The sequence below is a fragment of the Bradyrhizobium sp. GW821-FHT13H06 genome (genome assembly GCF_058803975.1).
In genome coordinates this window covers 1-18,258 of the sequence record NZ_JBXAPN010000020.1, presented here as the reverse complement: position 1 = coordinate 18,258, position 18,258 = coordinate 1, and the positions used below count along the sequence as shown (strand labels likewise).

General features: G+C 64.3%; 17 protein-coding genes and 1 tRNA gene. 15 read left to right on the top strand and 3 right to left on the bottom strand.

Annotated elements, in window-relative coordinates; translation table 11 throughout:
* The first annotated feature begins 1 nt into the window (after nucleotide 1).
* The 4 genes from AC1RQP_RS39755 to AC1RQP_RS39740 all read left to right on the top strand — a co-directional run bounded on the left by AC1RQP_RS39755 (nucleotide 2) and on the right by AC1RQP_RS39740 (nucleotide 6,528).
* Nucleotides 2-1,771: a type IV secretion system DNA-binding domain-containing protein gene (locus tag AC1RQP_RS39755; protein ID WP_492943158.1), complete on the top strand. Its 1,770-nt coding sequence runs from the start codon at nucleotides 2-4 to the stop codon at nucleotides 1,769-1,771.
* 90 nt (nucleotides 1,772-1,861) lie between these two features.
* A complete protein-coding gene (gene mobF / locus AC1RQP_RS39750; protein ID WP_492943156.1) occupies nucleotides 1,862-4,507 on the top strand; it encodes a MobF family relaxase in 2,646 nt (881 codons plus the stop codon).
* A gap of 133 nt (nucleotides 4,508-4,640) precedes the next feature.
* Nucleotides 4,641-4,766, top strand: a complete 126-nt coding sequence (locus tag AC1RQP_RS39745; RefSeq protein WP_492943154.1) for a hypothetical protein — start codon at nucleotides 4,641-4,643, stop codon at nucleotides 4,764-4,766.
* 79 nt (nucleotides 4,767-4,845) lie between these two features.
* The gene (locus AC1RQP_RS39740) at nucleotides 4,846-6,528 is read left to right on the top strand and encodes a recombinase family protein (protein WP_492943153.1); all 1,683 of its coding nucleotides are present in this window, start codon (nucleotides 4,846-4,848) and stop codon (nucleotides 6,526-6,528) included.
* A 95-nt stretch (nucleotides 6,529-6,623) separates the two neighbouring features.
* Here AC1RQP_RS39740 and AC1RQP_RS39735 read toward each other — a convergent pair whose 3' ends face one another.
* Nucleotides 6,624-7,565, bottom strand: coding sequence for a LysR family transcriptional regulator (locus AC1RQP_RS39735; protein ID WP_492943151.1), 942 nt, complete (start codon nucleotides 7,563-7,565; stop codon nucleotides 6,624-6,626).
* Between the two features lie 142 nt (nucleotides 7,566-7,707).
* Between AC1RQP_RS39735 and AC1RQP_RS39730 the strand changes: the two genes are divergently transcribed.
* From AC1RQP_RS39730 to AC1RQP_RS39705, 6 genes are read left to right on the top strand one after another with little or no spacing between them, the layout of a single operon-like run.
* The gene (locus AC1RQP_RS39730) at nucleotides 7,708-8,718 is read left to right on the top strand and encodes an ABC transporter substrate-binding protein (protein WP_492943149.1); all 1,011 of its coding nucleotides are present in this window, start codon (nucleotides 7,708-7,710) and stop codon (nucleotides 8,716-8,718) included.
* Nucleotides 8,719-8,723: 5 nt separating this feature from the next.
* Complete coding sequence (gene rutB, locus AC1RQP_RS39725; protein WP_239627815.1) at nucleotides 8,724-9,458, top strand: pyrimidine utilization protein B; 735 nt, start codon at nucleotides 8,724-8,726, stop codon at nucleotides 9,456-9,458.
* The gene (gene rutC / locus AC1RQP_RS39720) at nucleotides 9,455-9,841 is read left to right on the top strand and encodes a pyrimidine utilization protein C (RefSeq protein WP_492943147.1); all 387 of its coding nucleotides are present in this window, start codon (nucleotides 9,455-9,457) and stop codon (nucleotides 9,839-9,841) included. The genes rutB and rutC overlap by 4 nt, the downstream gene beginning before the upstream one ends.
* 1 nt (nucleotide 9,842) lies before the next feature.
* Nucleotides 9,843-10,640, top strand: a complete 798-nt coding sequence (locus AC1RQP_RS39715) for an ABC transporter permease (protein ID WP_063816662.1) — start codon at nucleotides 9,843-9,845, stop codon at nucleotides 10,638-10,640.
* Between the two features lie 32 nt (nucleotides 10,641-10,672).
* Complete coding sequence (gene rutD / locus AC1RQP_RS39710) at nucleotides 10,673-11,464, top strand: pyrimidine utilization protein D (RefSeq protein ID WP_492943145.1); 792 nt, start codon at nucleotides 10,673-10,675, stop codon at nucleotides 11,462-11,464.
* Entirely contained in the window at nucleotides 11,461-12,270 is an 810-nt protein-coding gene (locus AC1RQP_RS39705) for an ABC transporter ATP-binding protein (RefSeq protein ID WP_492943143.1), read from the top strand. The genes rutD and AC1RQP_RS39705 overlap by 4 nt, the downstream gene beginning before the upstream one ends.
* Before the next feature lie 116 nt (nucleotides 12,271-12,386).
* Here the strand turns inward: AC1RQP_RS39705 and AC1RQP_RS39700 are convergent.
* Both AC1RQP_RS39700 and AC1RQP_RS39695 read right to left on the bottom strand, forming a co-directional pair.
* Nucleotides 12,387-12,463, bottom strand: a tRNA-Arg gene (locus tag AC1RQP_RS39700).
* Nucleotides 12,464-12,729: 266 nt separating this feature from the next.
* The gene (locus AC1RQP_RS39695) at nucleotides 12,730-14,172 is read right to left on the bottom strand and encodes a sensor histidine kinase (RefSeq protein ID WP_061879716.1); all 1,443 of its coding nucleotides are present in this window, start codon (nucleotides 14,170-14,172) and stop codon (nucleotides 12,730-12,732) included.
* Nucleotides 14,173-14,578: 406 nt separating this feature from the next.
* Here AC1RQP_RS39695 and rpmH point away from each other — a divergent pair, with 406 nt between their 5' ends.
* The 5 genes from rpmH to AC1RQP_RS39670 all read left to right on the top strand — a co-directional run bounded on the left by rpmH (nucleotide 14,579) and on the right by AC1RQP_RS39670 (nucleotide 18,170).
* Nucleotides 14,579-14,713: a 50S ribosomal protein L34 gene (gene rpmH / locus AC1RQP_RS39690; RefSeq protein ID WP_008542748.1), complete on the top strand. Its 135-nt coding sequence runs from the start codon at nucleotides 14,579-14,581 to the stop codon at nucleotides 14,711-14,713.
* Nucleotides 14,714-14,739: 26 nt separating this feature from the next.
* Nucleotides 14,740-15,126 (top strand): ribonuclease P protein component, encoded by a 387-nt coding sequence (rnpA, locus tag AC1RQP_RS39685; RefSeq protein WP_061879588.1) that lies wholly within the window; start codon nucleotides 14,740-14,742, stop codon nucleotides 15,124-15,126.
* Nucleotides 15,127-15,142: 16 nt separating this feature from the next.
* The gene (yidC, locus tag AC1RQP_RS39680) at nucleotides 15,143-16,993 is read left to right on the top strand and encodes a membrane protein insertase YidC (protein ID WP_492943141.1); all 1,851 of its coding nucleotides are present in this window, start codon (nucleotides 15,143-15,145) and stop codon (nucleotides 16,991-16,993) included.
* A 155-nt stretch (nucleotides 16,994-17,148) separates the two neighbouring features.
* Complete coding sequence (yihA, locus tag AC1RQP_RS39675) at nucleotides 17,149-17,802, top strand: ribosome biogenesis GTP-binding protein YihA/YsxC (protein ID WP_492943139.1); 654 nt, start codon at nucleotides 17,149-17,151, stop codon at nucleotides 17,800-17,802.
* A complete protein-coding gene (locus AC1RQP_RS39670) occupies nucleotides 17,802-18,170 on the top strand; it encodes a DUF423 domain-containing protein (protein WP_492943210.1) in 369 nt (122 codons plus the stop codon). Before yihA ends, AC1RQP_RS39670 begins: the two co-directional genes overlap by 1 nt.
* Nucleotides 18,171-18,258 lie beyond the last annotated feature (88 nt).

Below are 18,258 nucleotides of genomic sequence, written 5' to 3'. Positions count from 1 at the left end.
CATGAATCTCGCGGCTTACGAAAAGCGCGACCTGACGGCGACCAAGCGCGTACGTTTTCCCGTCGGCATGACCATGCTGGTTATCGCCGTGTGGGCGGCGTTCTGGATCGTACCGCCCGTCGGCTGGTACGCAGACGCGCCGTGGACCGGGTCCGGACCGCTGCTGTGGGAGGCCTTAAGCGGATCGTATCCCGGCGTGCTCGCCGAATGGCCCACGGCCGTTCCGGCCTACACCCATGTGCTCGCGGCTTTCACCACTGGCTGGCGTATCCCGAGCGCGACCGGCATGGTCTTCGAGTTCTACATCCGTGTCGCCGGCTGCCTGCTGGCCTGGATCGTGGCCTGGCTCACCGTCTCGCGCATCATGATGCGCGAGGCAGCGATCGTCGACACCCGTAAGCACTATGAAGGCCAGCAACTCCAGCAAGGCAGAGATGCGCGGCGAAGCGCTTTGGCCTCCATGGCCCGAGAGGATCGGGAGCAGGGCCTCGGGATTGCGCTTGCGCCCGGTGTGGTCCTGTCGCGCTTGCGGGAGATTCGCGGCGTGCTCCTTCTCGGGGCACCCGGATCGGCAAAGACACGCATCATTCTGCACCTGTTGCAGGAGATTTTTGCTGCGATGTACCGCGTGCCCAACCGCAACGTTCGCGTGCTCATCCATGACACCACCGGCGAGATTCTGAGCGGCCTGCCGCTACCTGATGCAGCCTTCGCGGCCTTGCACGGGCACCGGCCGGGCGGCTACGCCTGGGCGGTCGGGCGTGACGTGTTGACCAAGAGCGACGCCGAAGCTTTCGGTGCATTGCTCGCGCCCCACACGGACGAAACCATCTGGGAATCCGGCAGCGGCACCCTGCTTGCGGGCTGCGCCGTGCTGTGCCAGAGCCGTCACGGGACGGCGTGGGGCATGCCCGAGTTCTATGAGGCGACGTTGTCAGATCCGGTGGAGCTCAAGGCGCAGTTGCAGGCCGTGTACCCGCCGGCAGCCGAGCTGATCGAAGTCGATCCGGAGACCGGAGGATTGTCGCGGACGACCGTGAGCTTCTTCCTGTCGCTCCGCGCCGCGGTGCTGCGGTTCCTGCGGCCGCTCGCGGACAACTGGCGCGATCTTCCCGCAAACCGGCAGTTCTCGTTCCGGGAGTGGCTCGACGGAGCGAACCCGATTCAGCCGCGGACCGTTGTGGTGCAGCGTGCTGGCCGCTATCCCGAGCTCTCCGCCGCCTGGATCGGCGCTGTCGTCGACACCATCGCTGCTCACGTCAACGACGAGTCGTTCCCGAACTCGCAAACCCGCCGCGTCTTCCTCTGTCTCGATGAGCTGGCCTCTCTGGGCCGCTTGCGGCGCTTCCCGGACCTCGTCGATCTCGGGCGTAACAAAGGTGTGGGAGTCCTGGCGGCTGCACTGCATGAGGTCGAGCAATTGCAGGAGCGCTATGGCGACAAAGTCGCAACCAGCATCCTGCGCCGTTTCCGCACCAAAATCATTTGCCAGCAGAATCTCGATGGCGGCACGGTGCAGTTCTCCGAGCACATGATCGGCAAGCGGATCGTCGAAGTGGAAGAGACCACCACGACCGCAACGACGGGGCCTCAGGGCAGGACAACGTCGCAGACAAAGGCGAGCGCCAAGAAGGAAGTGCCGATCGTCCGCGCCGAGCGCCTGGCCTTTGAGCTCGGCGTCTTCGGCAACACGGTCAAGGCGATCGCCGTCGGTATCGGCGATCCCGCGCTCCTGACCTGGCCGGTGACCATTTGGCGTCGCCGGCGGTAGAAAGAGCGGAAGACGGCTTCAATCTTCGTTCCCGAAATTTGTCAGCCTACTCGGGTGTAATTGGAAGGCCTCCAAACGGGGGCCTTCTTCGTGGTTGCGACCTGGAATCCGGCGGCAAGCAGCACCTACTACACGCGTCAGCGTGAGACCGAGTATTACGCCGGCAGTGGAGAGCCGACCGGCATCTGGTACGCGCCTGCCGGGGATTTTGGTCTCGTGGACGGCTCGTCCGTCGACCGCGCCACCTTCGATCGCCTGTATCATGCGCTCGATGAAAATGGCGTGTCGCTGCTCGAACAGGTCCGTCGCCACAAGGAGCGTACGCCGGCCTTCGACATCACGCTGAGCGCGCCGCGTTCGGTCAGCCTGGTTTGGGGCCTCGCATCCTCCGATACAAAACGCCTGATCGAGGCGGCCCAGCAGAAGGCGGTTCGCGCCACGCTCGCAATGCTGGAACGCGAGGCCGTCTGGGCCCGTCGGGGCCGCAATGGGGGCTTCATTGAGAAGGTGGCCTTGACCTCGGGCACGTTCCGGCACGGGGAAAGCCGAGAATCTCGGCATAGCGACGGACGCGTGTTCGCCGATCCGAATGTACACACGCACTGCGTGTGTTTGAATATCGCAACACGTCAAAGCGATGGTACTGTCGGCGGGCTCCATTCGAAAATCATGCGCGACTTCAAGATGACGGCTGGCGCAACGTATCACGCGGCGCTGGCGCATGAGCTTGAGCAGAGTGGGTTTGCGATCGACCGCGTCGGCAAGAACGGCGTGTTTGAAATCGCCGGCGTCGAGGATGCGACGATCCAGTATTTCAGCGCTCGTCGGCAGGAGATCGAGAACGAACTTGCCGAACATGGCGTCACCAGCGGCCAAGCGACTGCGCTGGCGGCCGCCATCGCCAAGGCAACGCGAAGCAGCAAGCGCGAGAGTGTAAGCCTCGGGCGGGAGGACGTCTGGCGTGAGGCCGCGCGGTCGTTCGGCCTGGAGACGGAGTCATTCGCTGAGAACTTGCGGGACCCATCGAAGACGATCGATCAGGAAGCGGGCGAACGGGTCTTCATGGAGAGGCTGGCAGCCCTGCCGGCCAGCCTCACCGAACATGAAAGTGTCATCGAGCGTCGCGAGCTGCTGCGCTCGGTCGCAGCCGCCCTGGTTGGTACCGGCCTGCCGGTCGAGCGCGCTGAAACCGAGCTCACCCGCCTATTGAGCCAGGGAGCGTTTCTGAAAATTGGGCATGATGCGCTTGGCCTGCCCTGCTACTCGACTCCGGAGATGCTCGCGATCGAGCGAGAGGTCGTCGAACAGTCGCAACGTCTCGCAAACCAGCCCTGGCGCTCCGTCGATCCGGATTTGCTGAGGGACCGTTGCCGAGCCTTGGGGCTCAGGGCCGAGCAGACGGAGGCGGCGCTCGCCGCAACGACAAGCTCGGCGGTCGCCGTCGTCGAAGGCGCCCCCGGGGTGGGCAAGTCGACGCTCCTTGCACCGGTTGTGGAGGGATACGCCAAGGCGGGATGCCGGGTGATCGGCGCCGCATCGGCGTGGCGAATCGCCAACATGCTCCGGAACGACCTCGGAATCGAAGCCCGGGCGACGGCCTCCTGGATCGCGCGGCTCAAAGCCGGCGAGAAGGTGCTCGACGAGCAGACCGTTTTGATCGCCGATGAGGCCGGCTTGCTCTCCTCACGCGACATGCACGCGTTGCTTGGCGCCGTCACCAGAGCCGGCGCCAAGATCATCCTCGTCGGCGACCGCCGGCAGTTGCAGGCGATCGGCGCGGGCCCTGGTCTCGATCTGGTGGCCCGCGCGGTTGAAGCTGCGCGCGTCAATGACATTGTTCGCCAGCGCGAGGCCTGGGCGCGGGAAGCCATCACAGCCTTCGGCACCGGGCAGTCAGCTTCCGCGCTCGAGGCGTTCGCAGATCGGGGCCTCTTGATCGAGGCGGACGGCGCCAAAGCAGCGATCACCGAGGTGCTGGATTCGGCGGAGCGAGTCCATGCACGTGATTCCACTGCCTCGATCCTGATCCTCGCCAAGTCTAACGCGGCGGCGGCCGCGATCTCGCAGGCCGCCCGCGAGCGCCTCAAGACCAGCGGCATCGTCAGGGGCCCCGAGGTTAGCTTCACCGCGGCCACACCGTCTGGCCACTCGACTCAGATTGCGTTGGCGGCCGGGGACAGGATCAGGTTCCTCGTCCGCGATGATGAACTTGGCGTGGTCAATGGCTCGACCGCAACCGTCATCAAGGTCCGTGAAGTCGCAACGCCCCCTGGAGATGCAGGTCGCTTCATCATCGAGGCCAACATCGAGGGTCGGCGAATTGCCTTCGATCCGATGCAGCTTGCCGACGCGCAGGGACACCCCCGTCTTGGGTGGGCCTATGCCTCGACCGTCTACGGGTGCCAGGGCCTCACGGTCGATTATGCGATCGCGCTTCTGGATCACAGCTACAATCGTCATGACATCTACGTGGCGGCAAGCCGTGCGCGGGAGCGGACAACCCTGGTGGTCGATGCCAAGAGCATTGATCGACGCCTCGCCTCCGAGCTGCCCTTCGATCAGCAGCGTGACGATATGGTCTTTTCGGCGAGCCAGCGCCAGAACTGGCTCGCCGAACGGCTCTCGCGCGCCTCGCCCAAGATTTCCACCCTCGACGTCATCGGGAGTTCGCGACCGCTCGAGCGGCATACGGAGAAGGATCGGCATCATCGGCAGGAGCTCAGCTATGAGCTCTAAGCCTATGGCGGCGCGGTCGCGCATCAAGCTGCGGACGAGGGCGGACGGCGCATGTGTTCACGCTCCCGCGGCTACTCCTCATGGAGTGGCGAAGAAGAGAGGACGCCGACAGCCGCAAGCTGAGGACTTTCAGGTGGCACTCGATCTCCCACCCTCACCGCCGATCCTGGACCGCGAGTTGCGCGCGATTGAAGTCTTGCTTGGCCGCGAGCTGCAGGATTTGCTGGCTGGTGTTGTAACCGATTCTTCCGAAAAATAGCAGTTGACAACGTATCAAGTGAGATTCACCAATCGAGCTTGCGAGCGGCGCCAACCTAGAGTGTCAGTAGAGTTCTCCCATGAACAAGCACGTTTTTCGCAATTCGATTTTAAAGCAGACTGAGGCGACAAAGCGCGCTGCGACCTATTATAGGGTTAGCACCGGTCGCCAGTATGCCAATGAAGCGTCGATTCCGAGCCAGCGCAAAATTACGGCAAGCTTCTGCGATCAGAACGGCTACATCGTGGTCGAGGAGTTTGTCGAGGCCAAGACCGCGACCGACGATCGGAGGCCGGTGTTGCAGGACATGATCGAGCGCGCATGTGCCCATGATCATCCGTACGACGCGATCATTTTCTATGCATTCAACCGCTTCTTCCGCAACGTCGCCGAGATGGAGCTGACCATCCGGAAGTTGCGTAAGCACAATGTCGAGGTGGTCTCGGTCACGCAGCCGACGGGGGACGATCCCAGTCAAATCCTCGTTCGTCAGATCATCGGAGCCTTTGACGAACACACATCCAGAGAGATATCCAAGAATACAACACGCGCTATGCGTGAATCGGCAAAACAGGGATTCTGGAACGGTGCGACGCCGCCCCTCGGCTATCGGATCGTTGAGGCTGAGCGGCGCGGGCAGAAGATCAAGAAGAAGCTCGACACTGACGCAGTCGAAGCCGAAACCGTTCGGCTGATGTTCAAGCTTTATCTTGACGGCGACGGCGCGACCGGACCGCTCGGCGTCAAGGAGACGACGAAGTGGCTGAACAGCCACGGCTACCGCACCCGCCGCGGCGCGACATTCGGCGTCGGGCCGGTCCACAAGATCCTGACCAACACCTGCTATGCGACCGGACAATGGCCTTACGGCGTGCGCAGCTCGCGCGACGGCAGGAAACACGACCCGTCGACAGTGATCCATATTCCCGTCCCGGTCCTGATCGAGCAAGGCGATTTCGATCGGACGCAGGCGAAGCTCGCTCGCAGCAATCCCAAGACCACGCCGCCGCGGGTCGTGAACGGTCCTTCACTGCTGACCGGCATCGCGGTCTGCGCCTCGTGTGGCTCGGGAATGACCCGGACGGGCACGACCAATCGACAGGGGCGCTCGTACTCGTACTATTCGTGTGCGGGTTGCCAGCAAAAGGGGAAGTCGGTTTGCAAGGGCCGCCACATTCCGGCGGCGACCCTGGATGAAATCGTCTTGACCAATCTCAAGCAGCGTGTGCTGGCGCCTGACCGCATCGCCGACCTCCTCAAGTCGCTGATCGAGCGTCAGGCGGCAAAGAGCGCGTCCGTCGATGGCCGGCTGCTGGCTCTGCAGAAGGAGTTGAGCGATTGCGAAGGTCGCATGAAGCGGCTTTACCGCTCGATTGAAGACGGCATCGTCGAGCTCGACGATATCCTGCGAGAGCGCACCGCCGCTCTGAAAGCTCAACGGGACCGGGCCAAGGCGGCCCTCAATCATGCCCGCGCCCAAAGCGGCATGGCGGCCGCCGTCAATGCAGAGAAGATCGACGCTTTCGCGCGACTGATGAACGCGAAGCTGGATGCGGGCGACACCAACACCCGCAAAGGCTATATCAACTCGATCATCGATGCGGTCGAGGTCGACGACCAAACGATCCGGATCATCGGCAGCAAGGATATCCTCCAGGCGGCCATTTTGACCGGCAAACAGACCGAGAACGGAAATGTTCGAGGTTTTGTACGCAAATGGCGCGCCCGGAACGATTCGAACGTCCAACCCTCAGCTTCGTAGTCAGGGCTAAATCATTGATTTTGCGTCGACTCGTTACCGTCGGGAAGGACTAAGCACATAAGCGTTCGGCTTTTCAACCTCTTTGGATTCGACGGTTACCGACCGATGTTGTCCGTGACTGTCATCGAGACCGTACGCTCGCGAATCTCCTGAGCCCCGGAAAGAATGCCGCGCTGGAGCGCGCGCGCGGCAGGCGAGAGATCGCGGCCGATGCGCCAGATCAGATAGAGCTCGCGCTCGATCACGGGCTCGACCAGCTTGCGCCAGGTGAGCACGGGATGGCTGGCCTCCGGCCAAGCGAGACTCGGCAACGGTGCGACGCCGACGCCGGCCTCGACCAGCGCCAGCAGCGTCGCCGGATGCTCGGCCTCGTGGATCGGCATGCCCTGACCGAGATCGGCGACGCCGCGCTCGATCTCGAGCCGGATTCCGGTGCCTGATGCCATCACGACGAGGCCGGCCTTCGAGGCTTCCGCCCAGCTTACGGCGTCCCGCGCGGCTAGCGGATGATCGCGGCGCATCACCAGCGCGAAATTGTCGACGAGCAGTCGTGAAGCATCGAGCTCGGGATCGTCGCCCGGGACGTTGGCAATGCCAAGATCGACGTCGCCGCCGCGCAGCGCAGCGAAGATCTGATGCCGCGAGATCTCCTTCAACGTCACCGCGACCATCGGATGCTCGCGCTGGAACGCGGCGAGCACGCGCGGCATCAGCCGCAGCGCGACCGACGGCACGCAGGCCACCGTGACGTGACCGCGGCGATGTTCGCGCAAATCGCGCAGATCCTGAAGCTGTCGATCGAGATCGGCGAGCAGGCGCTGAATGCCCGGCATGAAGTCCGCGCCGACCTTACTGAGCTGAAGCCTTCGCGTGGTGCGGTCGAGCAGCCGCACGCGCAGGCCGTCTTCCAGCTGGCGCACCAACTGGCTGGCAGCGGATTGCGACATGCCGAGCGACCGTGCCGCGGCACTGAAGCTGCCGGTCTCAACAACGCGGACGAAAACGCGGAGCTGCTTCAGGTCGAGCTGATCTATCATATTTGCTTATAAATATATCTCTCTATTCCTGATTGCTAATGAAAATCTCCAATGCAAGGATTTTGTGCGAAGACCGGGAACGATCAGAAATTGGGCACAATGGGAACTAACCCACTGTTCCAACAAGCAAAAGGATTGGGACGTGATCAACCGACGCGACCTCATGAAATACTCGCTGCTGGGCGCAGCAACGGCGCCACTGACCGGCCTCTCCACCCCGACCTTCGCAGCCGGCAAAGTGGCAATCACCGAAGCGCTGCGGCTCGGCATGTACAACTCGCTTTATGTCGCGGCTGACAAGGGACTGTTCGCCAAGCATGGCCTCGATGCCGACCTCTCCACCGCCGGCGGCATCGCGCTGCCGGTGCCGATTCTGCTTTCAGGGCGCGGCCAAATCGGGGTGACCAGCCCGGGCATGTCGGTGAATGCAGTGCGCGAGGGCGGCAAGATCAAGAACATCGCCAAGATCGTCGGCGGGGTGTCGATGTGGGGCATTGCGAAACCCGACAGCAAGATCAGGACGATCGAGGATCTCCGCGGCAAGACCATCGCGACGCTGAAATTCCCCTCTTCGACGATCCAGGTGCCGACCTATGCGATCAAGACCATCGGCAAGTTCGATCCGAAGGAGGCCGGCGTCACGTTCCTCGAACTGCCGCCGGGCGCGCAGGCCGCCGCGGTGAAGGACGGCCGCGCCGACATCGCTACCGCCTTCGAATGGGACGTCAGCATCGCCGCCGAGCAGTTCGGCCTCGTTCCGGTGCTGTCCTTTGCCGATGCGCTGGGATCGCTCTGCTTTACCACCGCGATGGCGACGGAAGAGACGATCGCGAGCAACCCGGCCGCCATCCAAGGCTTTTGCAATGCGATCGCAGAAGCGCAGAAGCTGATGCACGAGAACAACGCCGTTTTCACCGATGTCGCCGAAAAATACTTCCCGAAGGTCACACCATCTGTCGTCGCCAGCGCAACGAAGAACTTCTTCGGCTCGAAGACCGCGATCCCGCGCAACCCGACCATCTCCGCCGACGAATGGGACCGCGCGATGCGGCTCGAACAAGGCGGCGGCGCAGTGCAATCCGCACTCCCCTATGCGCAGATGGTCGATAACCGTTTCGCCGAGCAGGCGACCAGGCAGTTCGGTCTCGCGTGATGATCGTGAACACCTCCGACGCGCGCGAGCAGCGCTTTGTCACGCTCCCGGCGCGGCCCGAGCCGCTCCGGCTCGCGGTCGACGAGACGGCCGTGGTCGTCGTCGACATGCAGAACGCCTATGCCTCGCCGAACGGCTATCTCGACCTCGCCGGCTTCGACATCTCCGGCGCCAAGGCCGCGATCACGGCGATCCAGGACGTGGTGGCGGTCGCGCGGGGCGCCGGCGTTCCCGTGATCTTCTTCCAGAACGGCTGGGACGCCGACTATGTCGAGGCCGGTGGGCCGGGCTCGCCGAACTGGCACAAGTCGAACGCGCTGAAGACGATGCGCAAACGGCCCGAGCTGCAAGGCAGGCTGCTCGCCAAGGGCGGCTGGGACTATGCGCTGGTCGACGAGTTGCAGCCCAAGCCCGGCGACATCGTGGTACCCAAAACGCGCTATAGCGGCTTTTTCAACAGCCAGTTCGACAGCATGTTGCGCGCCCGCGGCATCCGCAATCTCGTGTTCTGCGGCATCGCCACCAATGTCTGCGTGGAATCGACCCTGCGCGACGGCTTCCATCTCGAATATTTCGGCGTGATGCTGGAGGACGCAACGCACCAGGCCGGTCCCGACTACATCCAGAAGGCTTCCATCTTCAACATCGAGACATTCTTCGGCTGGGTCTCGTCCGCGAGCGATTTCCGCCGCGCCTTTGCCCAGACCGAGGCCGTTCCAGCAAAAGAGGACACGCCATGACCGACCGCGCCATCATTCCGCCGGGCACCCACGCGCCCATCGCCCCGTACTCGCCGGGCATGATGGCCGACAACGTCATCTACGTCTCGGGCACGCTGGCGTTCGATTCGAACAACGACGTCGTGCATGAAGGTGATGCCGCCGGCCAGACCCGGCACGTCCTCGAGACCATCAAGCGCGTGCTCGAGACGGCGGGGTCGAGCCTTGCAGACGTTACCTTCAACTCGATCTTCATCACTGATTGGGCGAACTATGCGGCGGTCAACAAGGTCTATGCCGAATATTTTCCCGGCGAGAAGCCGGCGCGGTACTGCATCCAGTGCGGCCTCGTGAAGCCCGCCTGCCTCGTCGAGATCGCCTCGATCGCGCACAAGAGGGCGTGAGGTGGCCGTGCTCGATGCAGGCCAGGCCGCAGTGACAGGCGCGCGGTTCAAGCTGCCCACCGCAGCCCGGATTGCGCTGCTCCAGATCGCACTATTGGTCGCACTGCTGGCGGCGTGGGAGCTTGCAATCCGCCTCGGCTTCATCGCCGTCTATCTCTACGGCCAGCCGAGCGGCATCATCGCGAAAGCGGGCAAGCTCATCGCCAGTGGCGAGTTGCTCCGCGACGCCGGGCTCACCGCATGGGAAGCCATCGCCGGCTTCCTGATCGGCACGGTGCTCGGCAGCGCTGCGGGATTGTCGCTATGGCTGTTCCCGACCGGCGCGGCGGTGCTGCGGCCGTATCTGATCGCGCTCAACGGCCTGCCGAAAATCGCGCTGGCACCGCTGATCATCGTCTGGTTCGGCATCGGCCTCTCCTCGAAGATCGCGATCGCGGCGATCATCACCTTCATCGTTGCGGTCATCACCGCACTCCAGGGCGCCAAGGAGGTCGACGCCGATCTCGTCAAGCTGCTGCGCTCGCTCGGCGCTTCGCGCTGGAAGACCTGGCGCACCGTGATCGTGCCCGGCGCGATGCCGTGGATCGTCGCGGCCTTCCGCCTCAATGTCGGCTTTGCCCTGATCGGCGCCGTCGTCGGCGAGTACATCGCCTCGAAAGAGGGCCTCGGTTACATGATCTACTATGCCGGCGTGCTCTACGACCTCAACGCGGTGTGGGTGGGCATCGCGGCGCTGATGGCGGTGGCGCTGCTGATGTACGCCGCGATCGACCTGATCGAGCGGCGCCTGCTGTCCTGATCCGAAACTCATCACTCAATAGCTGGGACGTCATGGCTTTTGCACGCGGCAAGGATGCCGAGATCTATTACGAAGTTCACGGGCACGGTACGCCGGTTTTGCTCTCGGCCGGCATGGGCGGCAGCGGCTCGTTCTGGGCGCCGCAGCTGGATGCCCTCACCGAGCGCCACCAGGTCATTCTCTACGATCACGTCGGCACCGGCCGCAGCGCACGAAGCGATCGCAGCATCGCCGGCATGGCCGACGACATCGCCAGCGTGCTCGACCATGCAGACGTCGACGCCGCGCATGTCGTCGGCCACGCCATCGGCGGCATTGTCGGCATGGAGCTGGCGCTGCGTCATCCGAAACGCCTGCGCAGCCTCACCATCGTCAACGGCTGGGGCCGCGCCGATCCGTTCCTGCGGCGCTGCTTCGAGATCCGGAAAGCGCTGCTCAACCAGTCCGGACCGCAAGCCTATGTGCGCGCGCAGCCGCTGTTCCTCTATCCGCCGCAATGGATCTCCGAGAACATCGCCCATCTCGACGCGGAGGAAGAACGCATCCTGAAACACTTCCCCTCCGTCGCGACGATGAACCAGCGCATCGACATGTTCCTGGCATTCGAGGGCGGCCGGCGCCTCAAGGAGATCAACGTACCCACGCTGCTGTCGTCCGCAAAGGACGACGCGCTGGTGCCGGCCTATCTCACCCGCGAGCTCGCCGCTTCCATTCCCGGCGCGCGCGTGCACGAGGTGGGTTGGGGGGCGCATGCCTTCAGCGTGGTCACACCGAATATCTTCAACGATACGCTGCTCGATTTCTGCAGGGAGGTGGACCGATGAACGCGCTCGCGCAGAATATTGCAGGCTCGGAGCCGATCGTGCTGCGCGCCGAGAATGTCGGCGTCACCTTCGAAGGCGCCGGCCATCCGGTCGAGGCGATCCGCAAGGTGGATTTCGAGCTGCGCCGCGGCGAGACACTCGCGATCGTCGGCCCCTCCGGCTGCGGCAAGTCCACGCTGTTCAACGCCATCGCCGGCCTGCTGCGGCCGACCCGAGGCCATGTCGAGGTCGGTGGCCGCCGCGTCGACGACGCCGCGGGCCATGTCGGCTACATGCTGCAGAAGGATCTGCTGCTGCCGTGGCGCAACGTGCTCGACAACGTCATGCTCGGGCTGGAGATCCGCAAAACGCCGACGTCGCGCGCGCGAGAGATCGCACTGGGGCTGATCAAGGCCTATGGCCTCGCCGGCTTCGAACAGGCCAAGCCCGCGGCGCTCTCCGGCGGCATGCGCCAACGCGTCGCCATCATGCGCACGCTCGCCTTCGATCCCGAAGTGATCCTGCTCGACGAGCCGTTCTCGGCGCTCGACTTCCAGACGCGCCTGCTGATGCAGGCCGACGTCTCCCGCATCATCGCCGAGCGCGGCAAGAGCGCGATCCTCGTCACTCACGATATCGGCGAAGCCATCGCCATGGCCGACCGCGTGCTGGTGCTGAGCGCACGGCCCGCCACGGTGCGCGCGCTACACGTGATCGAGTTGCCGCGGGAGGGCCGCGATCCCGCCGCGCTGCGCACCGATACAGCGTTCCAGCATTATTTTGCGAAGATCTGGGCCGACCTGGAGAAGCCTGCCGGCGTCGCGTGAGGCGAGCCTACCCCTGTGTCGGGCCGGGCACTCGGACCTTGAACGTTGTGGCCTTCAATCGGGCAAAAGGCTCAGCGCGAAGAATTGTACGCTGTTCTGCACTGAATGGCCGAAAATGGCGCGCCCGGAACGATTCGAACGTCCGACCCTCAGATTCGTAGTCTGATGCTCTATCCAGCTGAGCTACGGGCGCATCTTCGCAAACAGCGATAGCGGGCGTAACCCGCGACGCAGCTCCCGGAGGGCCGGGAGGGGTGCGAAAGAGCGCTCTGACTAACCGCTCTTGTCCCGATTGGCAAGGTCCGGGATGGGGAGATTTTGCAGGGCGATGACGCTTCGCTCGGCCCATGCCGGGCTCGATCACCGAGAAATGCGGAATCTCGCCCTCATAACCTCCGGATTCCGGGTTCGGCGCTTCGCGCCGTCCCGGAATGACTGGTTCGCTCGGCCGCTGGCCGACTACGCCCTGGCCCGCTCGTTGCGGATGGAGAGCAGTTCCACGGGGCGATCGGGGATGACGATCCGGAAGGTGGCGCCGATGGTGCCTTCGACCAGGTGGATGTCGCCGCCATGGGCGCGGACCAGCTCGGCCGCGATGGCGAGGCCAAGGCCGCTGCCGCCGGGGCGGCCGGAGGTCTGGAAGGCCTCGAACAGGTGCTCCCGGGTCTTCTGGGGGACGCCGGGGCCGGTGTCGGAGACCTCGATGATCGCGACGGCGCCTTCGCGCTTCCCGATGATCCGGATCTGCTGGACGCGGCCCTCACCCGACGCGTGGCTTTCGAGCGCCTGGGCGGCGTTGCGGACGAGGTTGAGCAATACGCGGAACAGCTGATCGGGATCGGCATCGACCGCCAGCCCGCGCTCGATCGCGGCGACCCAGGCGATCGAGGCATCGTTGGCGAGCCCCGCGGTCTCGCGCACCTCGAGCACGACCGGCTCGATCAGGATCATGCGGCGGTCGGGCGCGGCCTCCTGGGCGCGGCCGTAGGACAATGTCGACTGGCAGAACGCGATGGCGCGCTCGAGCGAGCGCACGAGCTTGGGCGCAAAGCGCTGCACCCGCGGATCCGGCACACTGGCAAGCTGGTCCGACAGGAGCTGCGCCGAGGCGAGCAGATTGCGCAGATCGTGATTGATCTTGGAGACCGCGAGACCGAGGGCGGCGAGCCGGCTCTTCTGATGCAGCATCGACATCAGATCGCGCTGCATGTCCGACAATTCCCGCTCGGCCACCCCGATCTCATCGCTGCGCTGGCTCGGCACGATGATCCCGGCCGAACTCTCGGGGTTCTCATGGAAGCCGACCAGGCTCGCCGTCAGCCGCCGCATCGGCCGCACGAAGAGATAATGGAGCGCGAGATAGACGAGGCCCGCAGTCAGCACCGCGATGATCAGCGCGACCACCACGAGGTTGCGGGAGAAGCGGTACATCTGCTGCCGCAGCGGCAGCTCGTCGGTGACGATCTCGATGAACTGGGCATTGCCGACCCCCGGTCCGACGATGCGGATAGCCTGGTTTCCGGTCTCCAGCATCATCCGGAACGAGCCGGTGATCGCCTCCCAGGCCGTCATGTCGCGCAGGTCGATGTCATGCTCGAGGGCGGACGGGATGTTGTCGCTGGCGAGCAGACGGCGCTGCTGGCCCATCTTGATGGCGACGGCACGGGCATTGATGCTTTTCAGGATCTGGCGCGACAGCGAATCGGGAACCATGCCGAGCGGCGCCGCATCCAGCACCAGCGCCGCCGTATTGGCCGCCGCAACGCGGTCGTTCAGCCGGTTGACCCAGAAGTTGGCGATGGCCGGCACGTAGAGCAGCACCGCGGCGATCATCACCAGGGGAATGGTCAGCAGCAGCAGCTTGCCAGACAGCCCGAGCCCGCGCGTCCCGCGGGGGCGCATCGCCGGCTGGTCCGGCTGATCCAGATCCTGGATCGGCTGGCGATCTGTGGCTACCACGAAATTCGCCCCTGTTGGCCTTGGCTGATGGAGGATGCGGCCCGCCCGGAGTCCGGTCAAATTACGGATCGCTAATCTACCAAGGTGGGATGTATGTGCTGATATCGCGAGTCGCCACCTCAAGGGTTAAAAACCCCGCACAAACAGCGATATTCACCGGAATCGCGCGCTTGTGCGGCGTTGACGAAGAGAAGACGCTCCCTTATAAGCCGCGCGAATTGTCCGCGATGACCCGGTGCGACACCGGGAGCGGCTCTCTAAGGGCCGGAAAGGGCCCGTTTTGGGCCGCATCTTCCGGACTTTACCATCAATTCTACAGGCAAATTGCCCGGTCAGCGGAGAAAAACCCGTGAAGCGGACTTATCAACCCAGCAAACTGGTGCGCAAGCGCCGTCACGGCTTCCGCGCCCGCCTCGCCACTGCCGGCGGTCGCAAGGTCCTCGCCGCCCGCCGCGCCCGCGGCCGCAAGCGTCTGAGCGCCTGAGCCGGACCCCCTTTTGGGATTTCATCATGGATCGGCTGAGGCAGCGGGCGGATTTCCTCGCCGTTGCCAATGGCGCGCGGGTGAATAGTCCCGCGTTCGTCCTGCAAAGCCGTCGCCGCGATGACTTTGGTCCGATCCGGATCGGCTTCACCGTCACCAAAAAGAACGGCAACGCCCCCGAGCGCAATCGCATCCGGCGCCGGCTTCGCGAATTGGTGAAGCGGCTCGATCCGGTATCGATGCAGCCTCATCATGACTATGTGTTGGTCGGACGAAGGGACGCGCTGTCGCGCGACTTCGCCACCATGCTCGACGATCTGCGCATAGCGTTCACGAAGCCCGCGCGGCATACGGCCAAAGCGCGCGGCCAGAGGCCCGGCCCCGCTCCCGCTGCCAGCCGCAAACCGGATTGATGACGAGACATTCGAGATGACCGATAATCGCAATACCATCCTCGCCGTCATTCTGTCCGGCCTCGTGCTGATCGCCTGGCAGTATTTCTACAACGTCCCGCAGATGGAGAAGCAGCGCGCCCAGCAGCAGGCGCAGACCGAGCTTCAGAAATCCACGCCGCAGCCGACGGCCTCGGCGACTCCCGGCACCGCGCCGCAGCCGGGCAGCGTGACCCAGCCGGCGACGCCGGGCGCGGGCCAGCAGGCCCAGCCGGTCGTCGCCCGCGAGGCCGCCATTGCAGCCGGCCCGCGCGTCAAGATCGAAACCCCGCGCATCGCCGGCAGCATCTCGCTGAAGGGCGGCCGGATCGACGACATCGCTCTGGTGCAATTCCGCGAAACGGTCGACCCGAAGTCACCGCCGATCGTCCTCTATTCGCCCTCGGGCACAGCGGAGCCCTACTACGCCGAGTTCGGCTGGGTGGCGGCGACGGGCGTGACGGCGAAGATGCCCGATGCCCAGACCGTCTGGCAGCAGGACGGCAGCGGCAGCCTGACCCCGTCGACGCCGGTGGTGCTGAAATGGGACAATGGCGAAGGCCTCACCTTCCGCCGCACCATTGCGGTCGACGACCATTATCTCTTCACCGTCAAGGACGAGGTGAGCAATGTCGGCAACGCGCCGGTCACGCTCTATCCGTTCGCGCTGATCTCGCGCCACGGCGCGCCGCAGGTGTCGGGCTATTACATCCTGCATGAAGGCCTGATCGGCTATCTCGGCGACCAGGGCCTGCAGGAATACGCCTACAAGAAGATCGACGAAGCCAAGGCGGTGAACTTCAAGGCCACCAATGGCTGGCTCGGCATCACCGACAAGTACTGGGCCTCGGCGCTGCTGCCGGACACCAATGCCCAGCTCCAGGCGCGCTTCTCGTCGAACCCGGTCGGCAACGTCCACACCTACCAGACCGACTACCTGCTCGATCCCGTCACCGTCCCGATCGGCGGCACCGGCACGGCGAACGCGCGGCTGTTCGCCGGCGCCAAGGAAGCCGGCGTCGTCGGCGTGTTCCCGTTCGCCGGGCTCGGCGGCTACAACAAGGAGCTCGGCCTCAACCATTTCGATCTGCTGATCGACTGGGGCTGGTTCTACTTCCTCACCAAGCCGATGTTCCTCGGCCTCGACTTCTTCTTCCGCTTCTTCGGCAATTTCGGCATCTCGATCCTGCTCGTGACCGTGATCGTGAAGCTGTTGTTCTTCCCGCTGGCGAACAAATCCTACGCCTCGATGGCGAAGATGAAGTCGATCCAGCCGCAGCTTCTGGCGCTGAAGGAGCGCTATCCCGACGACAAGGTGAAGCAGCAGCAGGAGATGATGGAGATCTACCGCAAGGAGAAGATCAATCCGGTCGCCGGCTGTCTTCCCGTGCTGATCCAGATCCCGGTGTTCTTCTCGCTCTACAAGGTGCTGTTCGTCACCATCGAGATGCGGCACGCGCCGTTCTACGGCTGGATCAAGGACCTCTCGGCGCCGGATCCGACCAATTTGTTCAACCTGTTCGGGCTGCTCCCGTTCGATCCGACCATGATCCCGGTGTTCGGCCACTATCTCGCGCTGGGCATCTGGCCGATCATCATGGGCATCACGATGTGGTTCCAGATGAAGCTGAACCCGACGCCGCCGGATCCGACGCAGCAGCTCATCTTCAACTGGATGCCGCTGATCTTCACCTTCATGCTGGCGGGCTTCCCGGCGGGCCTCGTGATCTACTGGGCCTGGAACAATCTGCTCTCGGTGATCCAGCAGAGCTACATCATGCGCCGCAACGGCGTGAAGGTGGAGCTGTTCGACAATCTCAAGGCGACGTTCGCGAAGAAGGCGACGTAGGTCCCTCACGATCGCGCCCCGTCACGCGGGCGCAAGAGCCTCCACATCGTCATGCCCGGGCTCGTCCCGGGCATCCACGTTTTGGAAGCTCGCCCAGTAACAAGACGTGGATGGCCGGGACGAGCCCGGCCATGACGAAAGGATAGAGGCTTCGCATGACCGACGACAAAGATGCGAAGCTGATCGAAGCCGGGCGAAAGCTGTTTGCCCGCGACTGGCAGTTCATCTGGGCCTCGCCCTCGATCGCCACGCTGCCGCCGATGGCGGGGCTGGAGATCGCCTTTGCCGGCCGCTCCAACGTCGGCAAGTCCAGCCTGATCAACGCGCTGACGGGGCGCAACGGCCTGGCGCGCACCTCGCATACGCCGGGCCGCACCCAGGAGCTGATCTTCTTCGAGGTGCCCGGGAAAAGCGACCTGCGCCTCGTCGACATGCCCGGCTACGGCTACGCCAAGGCGCCGAAGAGCCAAGTCGCATCCTGGACCGAGCTGATCCACAAATTCCTGCTCGGCCGCGCCTCGCTGGCGCGCGTCTACGTGCTGGTCGACGCGCGGCACGGCCTCAAGGACGTCGATCTCGAAGTGCTCAAGACGCTCGACCGTTCCGCCGTCAGCTACCAGATCGTGCTGACCAAGACAGACCAGGTGAAGGCCGCCGAGCTGCAAGCGCGCATCGCCGAGACCGAGGCTGCGCTGGCCAAGCATCCGGCCGCGTTTCCGACCGTGCTCGCGACCTCCTCGCGCAGCTCCACCGGCATGGAGAGCTTGCGCGCCGCGATGGCGAAGCTCTTGGAAGAGCGGGCCTCGTGATGCTGGCCAAGCGCCTTCTGCTCGGGCTTGCCGGTCTCATGGGCGCTGCCGGGGTCGCGCTGGCCGCCGCCTCCGCCCATGGCGCCGATGCGAGCCGGCTGGCATCGGCCAGCGCGATGCTGCTGTTTCATGCAACTGCCATACTCGCCGCCGTCGCGCTGCTCGCGCGCGGCCTTCTGCACGGCGGAATTGGACTCGTTGCGGCGTTCGGCTTCGTGATCGGCGCCGCGCTGTTCGCGGGCGACCTCACCTTGCGGCAATATGCGGGTCACGCGCTGTTTCCCTACGCAGCGCCGACGGGTGGAATGGTGATGATCGCGAGCTGGCTGGCGGTTAGCGTGGCGGCGGTGGCGATTTCCAGAGAATAGTGCCACTTTCTTCCTTCTCCCCTTGTGGGAGAAGGTGGCGCGATGTCCAGACCGGATAGATAGGTAACACGGTAGACCGGATGGATGG